The 14086-nt window shown below is 58.7% G+C and carries 13 protein-coding genes; all 13 read right to left on the bottom strand.

What is annotated here, in order from left to right; genetic code table 11:
* Positions 1-416: 416 nt before the first annotated feature.
* The 13 genes from KCX70_RS07070 to KCX70_RS07010 all read right to left on the bottom strand — a co-directional run bounded on the left by KCX70_RS07070 (position 417) and on the right by KCX70_RS07010 (position 13980).
* Positions 417-1151 carry an alpha/beta fold hydrolase gene (locus tag KCX70_RS07070; protein ID WP_212619702.1) on the bottom strand — a complete coding sequence of 245 codons (735 nt, stop codon included), beginning with the start codon at positions 1149-1151 and terminating at the stop codon, positions 417-419.
* A 43-nt stretch (positions 1152-1194) separates the two neighbouring features.
* Positions 1195-2070 carry a cache domain-containing protein gene (locus KCX70_RS07065; protein ID WP_212619701.1) on the bottom strand — a complete coding sequence of 292 codons (876 nt, stop codon included), beginning with the start codon at positions 2068-2070 and terminating at the stop codon, positions 1195-1197.
* A gap of 44 nt (positions 2071-2114) precedes the next feature.
* Positions 2115-3239, bottom strand: a complete 1125-nt coding sequence (locus KCX70_RS07060) for an acyl-CoA dehydrogenase family protein (protein ID WP_126190618.1) — start codon at positions 3237-3239, stop codon at positions 2115-2117.
* A 45-nt stretch (positions 3240-3284) separates the two neighbouring features.
* Positions 3285-4085: a crotonase/enoyl-CoA hydratase family protein gene (locus tag KCX70_RS07055; protein WP_126190563.1), complete on the bottom strand. Its 801-nt coding sequence runs from the start codon at positions 4083-4085 to the stop codon at positions 3285-3287.
* The gene (locus KCX70_RS07050) at positions 4082-5155 is read right to left on the bottom strand and encodes an acyl-CoA dehydrogenase family protein (RefSeq protein ID WP_126190564.1); all 1074 of its coding nucleotides are present in this window, start codon (positions 5153-5155) and stop codon (positions 4082-4084) included. The genes KCX70_RS07055 and KCX70_RS07050 overlap by 4 nt, the downstream gene beginning before the upstream one ends.
* A gap of 2 nt (positions 5156-5157) precedes the next feature.
* Positions 5158-6306, bottom strand: coding sequence for an acyl-CoA dehydrogenase family protein (locus KCX70_RS07045; protein ID WP_212619700.1), 1149 nt, complete (start codon positions 6304-6306; stop codon positions 5158-5160).
* A 137-nt stretch (positions 6307-6443) separates the two neighbouring features.
* Positions 6444-7751, bottom strand: coding sequence for an amidohydrolase family protein (locus KCX70_RS07040; RefSeq protein WP_126190565.1), 1308 nt, complete (start codon positions 7749-7751; stop codon positions 6444-6446).
* Positions 7752-7986: 235 nt separating this feature from the next.
* Positions 7987-9261 carry a cytochrome P450 gene (locus KCX70_RS07035; RefSeq protein ID WP_126190566.1) on the bottom strand — a complete coding sequence of 425 codons (1275 nt, stop codon included), beginning with the start codon at positions 9259-9261 and terminating at the stop codon, positions 7987-7989.
* Between the two features lie 166 nt (positions 9262-9427).
* Entirely contained in the window at positions 9428-9931 is a 504-nt protein-coding gene (locus tag KCX70_RS07030; RefSeq protein WP_212619699.1) for a carboxymuconolactone decarboxylase family protein, read from the bottom strand.
* A 24-nt stretch (positions 9932-9955) separates the two neighbouring features.
* Positions 9956-11131: a thiolase family protein gene (locus tag KCX70_RS07025; RefSeq protein ID WP_212619698.1), complete on the bottom strand. Its 1176-nt coding sequence runs from the start codon at positions 11129-11131 to the stop codon at positions 9956-9958.
* Entirely contained in the window at positions 11128-12033 is a 906-nt protein-coding gene (locus KCX70_RS07020; protein WP_036997666.1) for a 3-hydroxyacyl-CoA dehydrogenase, read from the bottom strand. Before KCX70_RS07020 ends, KCX70_RS07025 begins: the two co-directional genes overlap by 4 nt.
* Positions 12034-12049: 16 nt before the next feature.
* Positions 12050-12904: a fumarylacetoacetate hydrolase family protein gene (locus tag KCX70_RS07015; protein WP_126190569.1), complete on the bottom strand. Its 855-nt coding sequence runs from the start codon at positions 12902-12904 to the stop codon at positions 12050-12052.
* Positions 12904-13980, bottom strand: a complete 1077-nt coding sequence (locus KCX70_RS07010; RefSeq protein WP_003288988.1) for an amidohydrolase family protein — start codon at positions 13978-13980, stop codon at positions 12904-12906. Before KCX70_RS07010 ends, KCX70_RS07015 begins: the two co-directional genes overlap by 1 nt.
* Positions 13981-14086 lie beyond the last annotated feature (106 nt).

The raw sequence follows: 14086 nt of genomic DNA, 5'->3' as shown, positions 1-14086 counted from the left end.
CCTAGGATGGATGATTACGCCATAGTGCAGCAAATGCGAGCTACTAGAAAAACAGGCCTGAAAGGGAGACTACTGGTGGTAGTGCATAAAAGCATGGGTGCTCGTTCGAACATCCAACACCCGCCGTTATCTCAACGGAAGTATGCACTTGCCGGCCTACCTGGGATGAAGTGACAAAAAAGCAGAAAGTGCTAAACATCGCAATACGCAACATTTTCATGGCTCATGCCCCTTTTATTCTGTGTGAGGGTGAATGTCCAAGACTCAAGATAGGCTTTAGCTGGCCCTAGCGCCACTACCACTCGGAGCTTTTTTAGGCGTTATCAACGAAAACGTTTAAATAATGCCGTCGCTTTAGCTGATCAAGGCTAAGGCCAGCAATACCGATGCTTAGCCCATAAAATCAGGATTATCGACTAATCCATCCAATCAGCCAGTGTAGCGCCCAGCAATTCAGGATCAGTTACAAAAGGTTCATGTGGCGTATCGATTTCGATGAGGTGCTCACAGCCTAATCTTTCAGCGAACCTACGCTGCCATTCAGGCGGCAAAATGCCATCCCTGGACGTTAGGATGTAAACCGAAGGCACCGTATTTGCATAGCCTTCTCGGACCGCTGGCTCGGTGGCTACTGCAGGAGGCGTAACGTCGTCGGTAGCCTCTTCCAGCAACCATGCAAGCTGCGCGTCGGTCATATCGGCACCGAACATTGCTTTCTGCATGTCAGCTGGCGGGGTAGTGAGAGGATTCATAGGCCAACCAACCTCTTCCGAGTTCTGGCCATGCAAGGACGATCCGAGCAGTTGCATGATCGATTGACCCTCGGCCGGTACCGCCGTTGCGAGGTAGACAAGCCGTGAGTAGAGCGACTGATCTTCGATGACCATCAATGGCAACAGAACACCCGCAATTGAGTGGCCGAGCAGCACGGCGTCGCGAACGTTTGCAGCTCTCAACTCGTCGTTGAGTTCTTTGACGATGTCGCCAAGGGTCAGCGTCGATACATCCCGGCCACGTTTCGTGCCGCAACCAGGCATATCAAGACAGATCACCCGATCGAACAGCGGCTCGCGCTGCTTGATCGCGTCGACAAAAAACTTCCAGCACCAAGACCCGTGCTGCCCGCCGTGAAGCAATACCAGATCGGTCATCGATCCGCCCCCTCTGCCATCCAGGCCCGCGTCGGCCGCCTGCCTATCGATCAAGCTTCATCGACTTTTCATACGAACCTACTGCAACGGCATAGTGATCAACCTTTTTCAAAAAGGTCTTCTTGTACTCGGTTTGGCCGGTTACAGGGTTGCGCCATATATAGGAGACTTCCCCGGTATCGCCCTGCGCCATCGCCTGCAGCATCTGTTTGCCTATCGGCTGGCCGTCGGCGGAACGTAACGCCTGGAAGTCGGTGCCTACCAAGCGTCGTATGAAGCCATGGGCAATAAACTTCTTGGTGTTCAAATCAACGACGAACGCATAGAGGTCATCCTGGCTCAGCGCTTGGTCATGCTTGTTGATTCGGCCAAAAGTCGACTTCGGATCGGCCTTTACTTCGCTGGCAACTTTTTCCAGCAGCTCTTCTGCCGCTTCACTGCTGGAGCGAGGCATGTAGTAGCCGACCGAAATGACGCGGTCGCCAACTCGCTGGTAGAACACCTGCTTGCGTTCGACCTTGCCATGCTGCCAGTTCCACCAACGGTAATCCGCGCTGCGCAGCGTGCCGTCTTCGGGCTCCTTCAATGCGGCTTCGAACGCAGCCTTCAGGTCCTCATCCAGAACATTGGTGACCTGCTTGCCGATCAGCTTCGCGGAAGGGCCACCACTGGCGAGCATCACCCCGGATGTATCGACAACGTAGATGTAGAGCTCACCATCGATGTAATCGCCTTGTCGGCTGAACTTGGCCAACGCCTTGTCGCCTTCCGCCTGGTACGCCGCCACGGCCTTGCCCAACAGCGCCTTGGCGCGCTCGGCCTCGGCGCTATAGTCGTCCGCCTGGCTGACGGGCTGGGCAAGGCTCAGCATCGAAACCGCACTCAGGCACAAAGCAAGAAAGACTCGATAGAAGCCCATGGGTGTCATTCTCCTAGGGTCCCGCTGGTTGGCATTCGGGGATGTCACAAAGCGCGGCCAATAATTTCTTTCATGATTTCAGATGTGCCGCCATAAATACGCGCCACTCGGGCATCGACCCAGGCACGGCTAATCTTGTATTCGCTCATGAATCCGTAGCCGCCATGAAGCTGAAGGAACTCATCGAGCAATTTGCCCTGCATTTCGGAGCCCAGCAGTTTCGCCATGGCTGCGACGTCAGGTGCAAGCTCCCCACGCATGACCTTTTCCAGGCAATCATCAACGAACACCCGCAGCATGGTCGCCTGCGCCTTGGCCTCCGCCAGCTTGAAGCGCGTGTTCTGGAAGTCCAGCACCGGCTTGCCGAACACTTTGCGCTCGCGTGTGTAATCAATGGTTTCCTGCAGCAGCGTATCAATTGACTGCGCCGCGCGGATCGCGATGATCAGCCGCTCCCATGCGAGCTGATGAGTCAGGTACTTGAAGCCCATGCCCTCCTCTCCCAAGCGATTAGCGGCCGGGACCCGCACTTCATCGAAGAACAGCTCGGCGGTGTCCTGGCCTTTGAGGCCGATTTTTTCCAGCCGCCGCCCTTTGGAAAACCCCTCTCGCTCTTCTTCGATACAAATCAGCGTCAGCTCTTTAGCGGCCGGATCGAGCTTGGTCGCCGTAACGATCAACCCGGCATTGCTGCCGTTGGTAATGAAGGTTTTCTGTCCGGAAACGATGTAGTCATCGCCATCACGTCGCGCCAGTGTGCGCATCGAACGCAGGTCGCTGCCGATGCCCGGTTCGCTCATGGCGATGACACCGATCAGCTCACCGCTGACCATGCGCGGAAGCCACTTCTGTTTCTGCTCTTCACTGCCATAAGCGACGATATAGGGCGCGACGATTTCCGAATGAGTGGTAAATCCGACTGCGGTCGCGTTGGCCCGCGCAAGCTCCTCGATCATGACGGCGGAGTGGCCAAAGTCGCCACCGGAGCCGCCGTACTCTTCAGGTACGGTCGAACAGAGCAGCCCCAATTCGCCGGCCTTGAGCCAGAGCTCCTTGGGCACGATGCCGTTCTTTTCCCACTCATGCAGGTTCGGCACAATGTCGCGATCGACGAAACGCCGGACCATTTCGCGGAACATATTGTGATCTTCGCGGAAAACGCCACGCATCATTACTACTCCCAAATTCTTCGTTGCTTCGGCAAACAGCGCTGATCAGCGATCCAGGTAGTCAGGGTTACGCTTCTCGACGAAGGCAGCCACCGCTTCCTGATGATCTTCGGTGTGATGCGCCAAGGACTGGTACGCCGCGGACAGCTCCAGCAATGAGTCGAGTCGCATATGTTGGCCTTCGCGCAGCAGGCGCTTGCACAGCCGTAGCGCGTGCCCTGGATTGGCGGCGATCCGCTGCGCCAGCGCCTGCGCTTCGGCTTGCAGCGTTTCGTGGGTGCAGACTTGCTCCACCAGGCCCCATTCCAATGCTTTCGCAGCATTGATGGTGTCGCCGGTGAACGCCATCAGGCTGGCCTTGGGGATTCCGATGATTCGCGGCAGCAACCAGGCGCCGCCATCTCCCGGAACGATGCCAAGGCGCACGAAGCTTTCAGCAAAGAGCGCCGAGCTCGCAGCCAGACGGATGTCGCACATACAGGCCAAGTCGAGACCGGCGCCGATCGCCGGGCCGTTGACCGCGGCGATTATGGGTATATCCAGCTCATACAACGCCAGCGGGATCCTTTGAATACCGTCACGATAGGTGTTGCGCAGCTCATACGGTGAACCGGCGAAGATACCCGCGCGGTCGCGCATGTCCTTCACATTGCCACCTGCACAAAAAGCACTGCCATTGCCGGTCAACACCATTACCCGCGCCGTGCGGTCGCTGCGCAACTGAGCACAGAGATCGACGAACTCCTGAATTTGCTCGGGGGAAGTTAACGCATTGCGGGTTTCGGGATGGTTCATGCGAACGGTGACGATGCCGTCATCACGCTCGATTTGCAGAAATGCACTCATAACGGTTTCTCCGCAAGGGTTGATAGCGACTGGCTGGCATGGCCCGTGATCAGCGGCCAATAGCCTCCGCTACCTGCTGAGCAGACCATCTGGCCGATGCGCTGGCTCCAGACGCTGGCCGAGCCGAACTCGCTGCGCCAGGCCCAAAGCCGGCGGGAAAACAGATGCAGCGAATATTCCTGAGTAAAGCCGATGGCACCGTGCACCGAATGGGCGATGCCTGCGCCAGCGCTGGCCGCCTCGGCGCAACTGACCTTCGCAGCCGCAATGGTCAGCCCCGCAAATGCGGCATCCGACTCAGCAAAGCCAGCCTCGGCAGCGACGTTCGCGGCGGCCGTCTGTTCGGCAAATACCGCAAGCTGCTGCTGGATGGCCTGAAATGCGCCGATTGGCCGCCCGAACTGCGAGCGCTCGGTGGCGTAGCCGGATGTCATGTCCAGCAGTGCATGCAAGGCGCCTGCGATCTGCGCCGAGCGCAGCATTGCGCCACCCAACAGCAGCACATCGGCAGACAGCTCGCCAGGCAACGCAGCGCAAGCCAGCACCTGGGCGTTGCTGAAATGCAGAGTATCTCGAGGCTCGCCCGCGACGTTCAGGCTCAGCGTCTGACCGGCTGCACTTGCTACCGACAGCAATACGACGCTGGGCGTCTCGCTACCCGCGTCGGCTATAGCGACCAGCGACTCGACATGACGGCCCCACGGCACGTCTCGCACGGTGCCGTGTACCACCCCGTCAGTCAGGCTCAGCTGCGCATTGGCTGAAAAACTGATGGCCGCGGTCCGCGGCTCAAGCCCGGCCTTACCCAGCAACCAGTTGGCCAGTAGCGCTTCGCCCAGCGGCACAGGCGCGGCGTACCGTCCAGCAGCGCGCGCCAATACATAGACATCGCCCCACCCTGCTTGCGCTCCGCCAAGGGATTCTGGAACAGCAGCCAGCGCAAACCCGGACTCTTCCACCGCAGCCCAGAGCTGCGCAGGCCACTCACCACCTTCGCAGCCTTGTACGTATTCCGGTGTCGCCAGATCGGCGAGCAGGCGCTCGATCGTCGATTCGAATAGTTCTCGCATGATTATCGCAACCCCAATCCGCGCGCGATGATCCCGCGCAGGATTTCGCGGGTGCCTCCGCGCAGTGAGAAAGACGGTGCCATTTGAGTCAGGTAGGCAAGAACCTGCGCATGCTCACTACCGCCGTTCTGACGAGGCTCGGCCTCGAGTAGCAATTGGGCGATCTCGGGTATTTCCTGTTCGAACTGGTTACCCAGGTCTTTCACGCAGGAAGCGGCCCAGGCTGGATGTTCACCGGCAGCCAATTGCGCGGTCACTGCCAGCGACATGTTGCGCAGCGTCAACAGCTTCGCGGTCAGTCGCCCGATTTCACGGCTTTGCAAAGCGTCCGGCGCGGTGCCCATCCCAGCGATCAGCGTCTTGAGCAGCTCTATACAGCTGAGAAAACGCTCCGGGCCGCTGCGCTCGAAAGCCAGCTCGGCCGTTACCTGATCCCAGCCCTTGCCTTCGGTACCAATAAGCGCGTCTGCATCGAGCTGCACATTGTCGAAGAACACCTCATTGAAATGCTCGCCGCCAGCGAGATCGCGGATGGGCCGAATGGTAATACCCGGCAACTTAAGATCAACGATGAACTGCGACATGCCCTCATGACGCGCCGCCTGTTTTTCACCAGTGCGCACCAGGGCGATGATGAAGTGCGAGTGCTGCGCGTTGGTCGTCCAGACCTTCTGCCCGTTGAGCAGCCAGCCGGCGTCATTACGCACAGCTGAGGTCTTGATCGAAGCGAGGTCAGAGCCGGAGTTCGGTTCGCTCATGCCGATGCAGAAGTAACTCTCACCACGGCAGATCGGCGGCAAATAGCGCTCTCTCTGCGCTTCGGTGCCGAAACGGTTGATCAGCGGTCCGCTCTGCCGGTCGGCAATCCAGTGCGCCGAAACCGGCGCGCCGGCTGCCAGCAACTCTTCGATGATCACGTAACGGGCAAACGGACCTGCCGCGGCGCCGCCGTACTGCTCGGGCAACGCCATGCCAACCCAGCCCTGGGCGCCTAGCTTGCGGCTGAAGGCAGCATCGAAACCCATCCAGGACTGCGCTCTGGCTGTCGCCGGGTAGTCGGCAAGATTGTTTTTGAGAAACTCCCGCACCTCCGCCCGAAGGGACTCGGCCTCGGCGGGAATTCTGCTGTAACTGAACTGAGTGATAGACATGTGCACGCTCATCAACTGGACGCAAGACTCTAGAAGTCGCCCCAAGGCAGGCGCACTTGCGAGGCGTTAGTACCTATCGCAAATGAACCTGCCCCAACGGAGAATTGCCGCGCCTTGCCGCTACTTTTTACGGCCTGTTAGAGAGCGGTTCCGGCATCAGCCTTCTCGAACATCGCGTTGATGTCCCCCGAAGTGACCGGCTTGCCGTCATTGCGACCGTGGTCCGCGCCGCCGAGACCCAACGCGGGCTCGATCTTGACGTGCGCCGCCTTCTTGCGAAGCTCGGCTACGGTGCAGTTCTCGCGCCCATGAATGGAGAACGGATCGAAGGAAAACTCGCGCATCGCATTGAGGTGAGTGACCTTGTCGATGGTTTCCTTGGACAAGTGCTGCAGCCCTTCCCACGCCGACTCCGGCGAGTTCGGCCAGGTGCAATCCGAGTGCGGGTAGTCGCTTTCCCAGGTGACCATGTCTTCGTTCATGAATTTCAGGTTCTGCAGACCGAAGTTATCCTCGATGAAGCAGGTGATGAAATGCTTGTGGAAGATGTCGCTGGGCATCTGCCCGCCGAAGTTCGAGTTGGTCCACGCATTGTGGTGACGGTGGGTGAAATCGGCGCGCTCGAGCAGATATGGAATCCAGCCGATGCTGCCTTCGGACAGGGCCATGCGCAGGTTGGGGAATTTCTTCCACATCGGTGCCCAGATCCAGTCGGCCGCGGAGTTGGCGATGGAGATAGGCATGGACGTGATCCAGGCATCGATTGGCGACAGGTCGGAGGCATGGTTAGCCTTTACGCCAGTACCGATGTGGCAGCAGATCACGACGTTGTTGTCCGAGCAGGCCTGCCAGAGCGGATCCCAGTAATCGCTGTGGATGGACGGGTAGCCGTGGATCGCCGGATTGTCCGACAGTGACAGCGCATGCACGCCCTGCTTCGCCAGGCGCCTAACCTCGGCGGCGGCAGCCTGCATGTCCCACCACGGCACCAGCATCAACGGGATGAAACGACCCGGCGCAGCATTGCACCAGTCGTGCAGATGCCAGTCGTTGTAGGCCTGGATCGCGGCCAGGGACACGGCGCGGTCCGGATGATTCTGGAACCGCTGGCCGGCGAAGCCAGGAAAGGTCGGGAAGCACAGCGAACCGAGCACGCCGTTGGCATTCATGTCGTCGACACGATCCGCCACGCTCCAGGTGCCACGGCGCATCTGGTCATAGCCCAACGGCTCCATGCCGTACTCTTCTTTCGGCCGACCAACTACCGAGTTCAAGCCCATGTAGCCGGTGGCCTGCTCTTCGAAAACCCATACATCACGGTCGCCGCGCTTGACGACATGAGGCTCGCGCCCTTTGAAGCGCTCAGGCATGTGGCGAGCAAAGGCGTTTGGTGGCTCGATGGCATGGTCATCAACGCTGACGAGAATGAGATCTTCAACCTTCATTGTTCTTCCCCTTCGCAAATGGGTTTGTTGTTGTGCTCAAAGCATAGAACACGTTGTGGTTAAATTAAACATATATTTCGATTGTGTTCAAATCCAATCTCGAAGGCGAACATATTTCTTTACCGCCACCTGGCACCACGGGACTCAACGAGGGGAAAACAACAAGGCAGGCGCCCTTCCCTGCGGGGCAGGAAAGGGCTGGAGGAACGTGGCGTGAGGGTAGAAAGCCCGCGCCTCAATCCCAGAGGACGTGAAGGTAGTGAGGTCCGCGCAACTGGGCGCCGATAATTTCCGGTGCGGGCTTGGAAGGATCCAGGCGGATATTCGGCATGAGGTCGAGAATCGCGTTCAGTGCGCAGTTGAGTTCCGTTTTCGCGACGAATTGCCCGATGCACATATGCGGCCCAAAACCAAAGCCGAACGACGGTTTCGGTCGTCTGTCGATGTCGAACATGTCGCCGCGCTCAAAGGCGTCCTCGTCACGGTTCGCCGAGGTGACGATGCACTGCACCATAGCCCCTTTGGGGATCTGCACACCGCGAATTTCCATATCCTTTGCGGCCTGACGCACCTTGAAGGTGGCGACGGGCTCCAGCCGCACGGCTTCATCGATGGCCTTGGACACCAGGCTGCGATCGTTGCGCACCCGCTCCAGTACGTCAGGGTTCTCGAGCAGCAACGTCATCAACGTACCGAACGTGCGCGTAGTGGTTTCGCTGGCGGCCGGCAGCAGCGAGCGCACGAACGTCGCGATCTCATGATCATCGAGCGAACGGCCTTCATACTCGGCACGGATCAACCGGCTGATCAGGTCATCCCCTTCGGCACCGGAGGCGCGGCGCTCGGCCACAACCACCTTGACGACGTCATAGAGTGCTTTCGCAGCTTCCATCGCAGCACCGCGAGCGGCGGCGGCTTTTTCCGGATCCACTTGCGGGCCGGCAAGAATTGCCAGCGCCCAGGCAGCATATTGTTCGATCTCGTCCGGACGATCTTCAGGAAAGCCGATCAGGGAATAGATAACGCGGATCGGGAAATACAGGGCAAAGTCCATCAAGTCGCCGCCCTTGTTTGGCACCAGGGGCTTGATGTATTCCTCGCGAATAACGCGATCAATCTTAGTTTCTTTCCAGCGGTTGACGGTTTCGGGCATGAACACCGGCTGCAACAGGTTGCGAATGTTCTTGTGTGCGTCGCCATCCATCGCCGTGAGGATCAGTCCGTCGAAAAAGGCACCAAGGCCTTCGGCGATAAAGCCGCTGGTGAAGTTGCTGGCATCGCGCATCACCGCCATCACATCATCGTATTTGAACAAGGTGAACGTTGGGCGGCTGGCGTCCAGCCCGGCAATCGTCGGCACCCCCAGACGCGCCATGAAATTCTCTTCGAGAACCGGCGAGTTCATGCGCATTTCGCGATATACCGCGTGAAGGTCCACATCGCTACCGCGATAGTTGCTGGCGACGTCCGCAAACGCCTTGCCCAGATTGTCCCGCGCCTGTGTAGACATTGTTCTCTCCTTTTATTGTTCAGGCAAAAACCACTGCGTCTAAAAGTCGCATGCGTTGCCGGGATACTAGGCTTTACTAGGACTTTATTGAACGGCTTTTTACATTTCGATCAAATTTACCGAACGACCTACTCCGCACCCGCTTCAACGAGTCAGACAGGCAGGCTCAATATGCCTGCTGCACATAGGTCATTCGACCGCCCGCCAGCATCAGCGCGCAGTACATGTTCAGTTCGACCACTTGAGCCTCGGAGAAAAACTCTGCAAGACGTACATAGTGCTCGTCGCTGATGGCCATGTAGTCGCTGGCGAACAGTTCGGCAAAGGTCAAGGCGGCCCTTTCGGACGGCTTGAAACGATCATTATCTGAAGAAAGACAGGCGACGTCGTCTTCCGTCACCTGGTCGGACTTACGAGCCAATTGGCACGCCTGGCAGGTTGTAATGCTGGCAATCTTCAGCCGCACCAGTTCACGCAAACGCTCATCTAGCAGGCTGTCCTGATGCAGGCTTTCCAGCAAGCCAAGCCAGGCCAATGCTGCATTGGGCCGATGCGCCCAGACCTGAACAGGCCTGGACGAGCTCAGCATCCGACTCTGCTGGCCGCGCGCAACGGCGTCACGCAACGCTTCCGGCAGATCATCCAGCGGAACGAACGACACCCGAGCCATAGCCGTTACCTCGCTGTCCGCTGCTCAGTCGAGCCGTTCGATGATCGTTGCAGTACCCAAGCCGCCAGCGCAACAGATCGCCTGGAGACCGTAGCGGGCGCCCCGCCGCTCAAGTTCGTTGAGCAACGTAGTCATCAGCCGCGCGCCACTGGCGCCCAACGGATGACCCAGCGCAATGGCTCCGCCGTTGACGTTTAGCTTGTCATGCGGCACGCCGGTTTCCTGCATCCAGGCAAGCGGTACCGACGCGAAGGCTTCGTTGACCTCGAAAAGGTCGATGTCACCGATGGACAAATCAGCCTTGTCCAGCACCTTTTTGGTCGCCTCGATAGGGCCGGTCAACATCAGCGTTGGGTCTGCGCCCACGGTGACGAAGGCGCGGATGCGCGCTCGAGCCTTGAGGCCCAGCTGCTTGGCGGTGTCAGAGGACATCAACAGCAGCGCAGCAGCACCATCGGAGATCTGCGAGGAATTACCTGCAGTGATCCGCCCATTCTCCGGACGGAAACTGGTTCTCAGCGTCGAGAGCTTTTCCCTTGAGGTATCGCGACGGATGGTCTCGTCCGCCGCTAGGTCAGCGGCTGGCTCGGTCAGAGAATGCTCACGCAACAACTCAACCGGTACCGAAACGATCTGGCTGTCGAAATAACCCGCATCAGCCGCTTTCGCGGCACGCTGATGACTTTCGAAAGCGTAATCGTCCAGCGCTTCGCGACTGAGTGACCACTTGTCAGCCATCCGCTCGGAGGCCTCGCCCTGGCTGGTCAGCTCGTAACGCTCCGCCGCCATCCAACCAAAGGCTTCGCCGTGGATTTCACGGTTGCTACCCATGGGCACGCGGCTCATGTTCTCCGCCCCGCCAGCGACAATGATGTCTGCCATTCCAGACGCGATAGCGCCTGCGGCCGCATGCACAGCCGCTTCGCCTGAGCCACACTTGCGGTCGAGTGTCAGCCCTGGAATCGTTACTGGCCAGCCCGCGCCGAGAAGGGCGGTGCGGGCAATGTTTGCCGACTGTTCGCCAATCTGAGTAACACAGCCGAAAATCACGTCGTCGACCTGTGAGGGCGACAGATCGACCCGCTCAAGCAGCTTGCCGATGACCAGCGAACCCAAATGGTCGGCTCGTACGCCAGCAAGACTTCCACGAAAACGGCCGACCGGCGTCCGCACCGCATCAACAATTACGATGTCTTTCATAGTGCGCTCGCCTTGAGGCCGGAGCCCGGCACTCGGTTACCGTCCTCGTAGCGATAGACGCCATGTCCTGTCTTACGACCCAGACGCCCAGCGGCAACCATCTTGATGATCAGCGGACAGGGCCGGAATTTCTCTCCCAGCGTCTGGTGCAGGTAACGCAGCACCGACAGACGAGTATCCCAACCCGTCAGATCGCCGAGTTCCAGCGGCCCCATCGGGTGGTTGAAACCCATGCGCAGCGCAGTGTCGATGTCTTCGGCCGTCGCCGTGCCTTCCTGCAGCATGTACATGGCTTCGTTACCAAGTAGCGCGGACATGCGGCTGGTCGTGAGGCCTGGCGACTCGTTGACGGTGATCGAGGTCTTGCCGATCGCATCGCAGAGGGCCTTGGTACGCGCGACTACCTCGTCAGTGGTGGCCAGGCCGCGCACCAATTCAACCAGCTTCATCTTGTGCACCGGATTGAAGAAGTGCATGCCAACGACACGATCGGCGAACTCGGGCACCGATGCGGCAATCTCGGTGACGCTAAGGGCCGAAGTGTTAGTGGCGATGATCGCGTTCGAAGCCAGCAGAGGAGCAGCCTGGCCGAGAACGGCCTTCTTCACCGCCAATTGTTCAGAAACGGTTTCGACCAGCCAGTTGGCGCCAAGCGCCGCCTCGCTCAGATCACCGCAGGTAATCAGATTCGCCAGCGAAGACCGGGCGACCTCATCGGTAACCTTTCCCAGCTTGACGCCGGTGCTGAGGATATTTTCGATGTTGCCTTTGGCACGAGTGAGCGACTCGGCGTTCGTGTCGACCAACAGGGTGGCGAATCCTGAACTGGCGAATGCATGCGCAATGCCGGTACCCATCAAGCCGGCACCAACCACTACAATTTTGTCTTCTTTATTAGTCATTTAATTCGCTCTCGATTTAGACGCTGGGCTTTTCGCCAACTACATTACGTAGCGTACCTATGCCTTCCACGGTCGCCTCGACCACATCGCCAGGGTTTAAATACACGCCAGTTCCCATCCCGACTCCGGCCGGCGACCCCGTGAACAACACGTCACCGCAAGCAAAGCTGGAGCGCTGCTGGACGAAGTTGATCAATTCACCAACATTCCAGGTCATTTCGCTGGTAGAGCTGTCCTGACGGGTTTCGCCATTTACTTTCAAAGTCAACCTGAGAGCAGGAGACCCCGCCGGAAACTCATCCTTGGTAACGATCCATGGACCAAGTCCGGTGGTCTTGTCCTGGCTTTTGGCGGCGAACAGATCCATTCCGATCCCCGGCGGCCCGCTAAGCTGCAGGTCGCGGGCACTTACATCATTGCCAACGGTATACCCCAGGACGCAACCCAAGGGGTCAGCCAGGTCGATTTCGCTGCTGCCAATGACTGCCACCAGCTCGACCTCGTGATCGAGCTTTTCGGTCAGCGGCGGAAAGCGAATCGGATCGTTGGCTCCAATGAGTGCACCGTAGGCCTTGAGGAAGGCCACGGGCTGTGCCGGCGCGCTGAGGCCAAAATCCTCGGCGAGGTGCTTGGTGTAATTCGCCCCAGCGACAACCACTCGATTAACGGGCTCGATCGGCGGTAACAAGCGAACCTGGGAAAGCGGCGCTGGCCGCCCCAGCAAACGCAACGCACTGACTCCCTTGCCTTGGGCGATGGCAGGAGCCCACTCGGAGAACGGGCCGACAATGGGAGTGACTTCGTCCTGTTGGATATCGACTATCGCCCAGAAGGGTCCTCCCTCATTGTGGGAACAACGCGCCAGCTTCATCAGACACCAACCTTCCCGACTTTAGCGGGATCAAGGCGCAGCAATTCGCACGCGTTCTTCCAGCGGATTTTCTGCAGGTCTTCGTCCGATAGGCGCAGCCCCTCGGTCAGGTCGTGGCGGACTGCGTCGCTGCCACCGAAGTTCGATCCATAAAGCACCCGATCCGCGCCGATCACATCGACCATGGCCTGACGCATGGGAAGCTCGTGAAGCTCCACATCGAAATAGAAGTTCGGCAGATAGTCGAGGAAGGGCTTTTTGTTGTGGAAAACGTCGAGGTTCGGGTTGGTCTGGGCAAGCCGACCGAGCTGATAAGGAACGAAGCCACCACCGTGGGTGATGTAGATCTTCAGATTCGGGAAGCGATCGAGCACTCCGCCGTTAATGAGATACCACAGGCATTTGGTTTCGTCGTAATTCATACCGACGATCGCGGTCGTTTCATACCGATCGGTATTGGCGTCCTTGCCCCAGGTCACGGACTGGTTGTAGCCGTGAACGAAAATTGGTAGGTCAACTTCACACAACGCTTCCCAAACCGGGTCCAGCTCTGGCGAGTCATATTCCAGCCCACCGAAGTTCGAGCCACCGGCGCTCAGGCCTTTCGCTCCCAATTCGTTGCAGGCGCGGCGGATTTCTTTGGCTGCTTCAAGGGGAACGTTCAGCGGTGCGTGCGCCCAGAACATCAGCCGATTGGGCGCTGCCGAGCAATACTCAGCCATCACATCGTTGACCTTGCGAGCGAACGGGACCGCAAATTCGGCTTCGGTCCAATACATGTAGCAATGACTTGGAACGGACAGAACCTGAGCATCCTGCCCCGCCGCGTCCATAGCCGCGAGACGGTTGCTCGGGTCGCGCCATTTGGCCATGTATTCCTCGACGTTCAAGGTCTCGCCCCGGGCATGGGCCTCGCGCAAAGCTTTCTTACGCTCTGGTGCGCCTAGAGAAAGAATCCACTCACCGACACGCAATTTGATGTCGCCATCGGGCTGCGACTCAAAAGCCGGCCCCCAATGGGGATGCTGGTCATAGTAGTCAGGGTGTGGCGCGTGGGCGTGAAGATCGATAAGCATGTCCGGTTACCTCAGAAATTGTCACTTTTTGAAATTATGTATAGCGCAGTGCAGCTGCGCCGTATAATCGGGGTCTACTGCCCCTGAACGGCAGTCCTCAAGAGCC

Source organism: Stutzerimonas stutzeri (assembly GCF_018138085.1).
Taxonomy (GTDB): domain Bacteria; phylum Pseudomonadota; class Gammaproteobacteria; order Pseudomonadales; family Pseudomonadaceae; genus Stutzerimonas; species Stutzerimonas stutzeri_AI.
The sequence above is the reverse complement of the archived record's forward strand: the minus strand, read 5'-3'. Positions and strand labels throughout refer to the sequence as shown.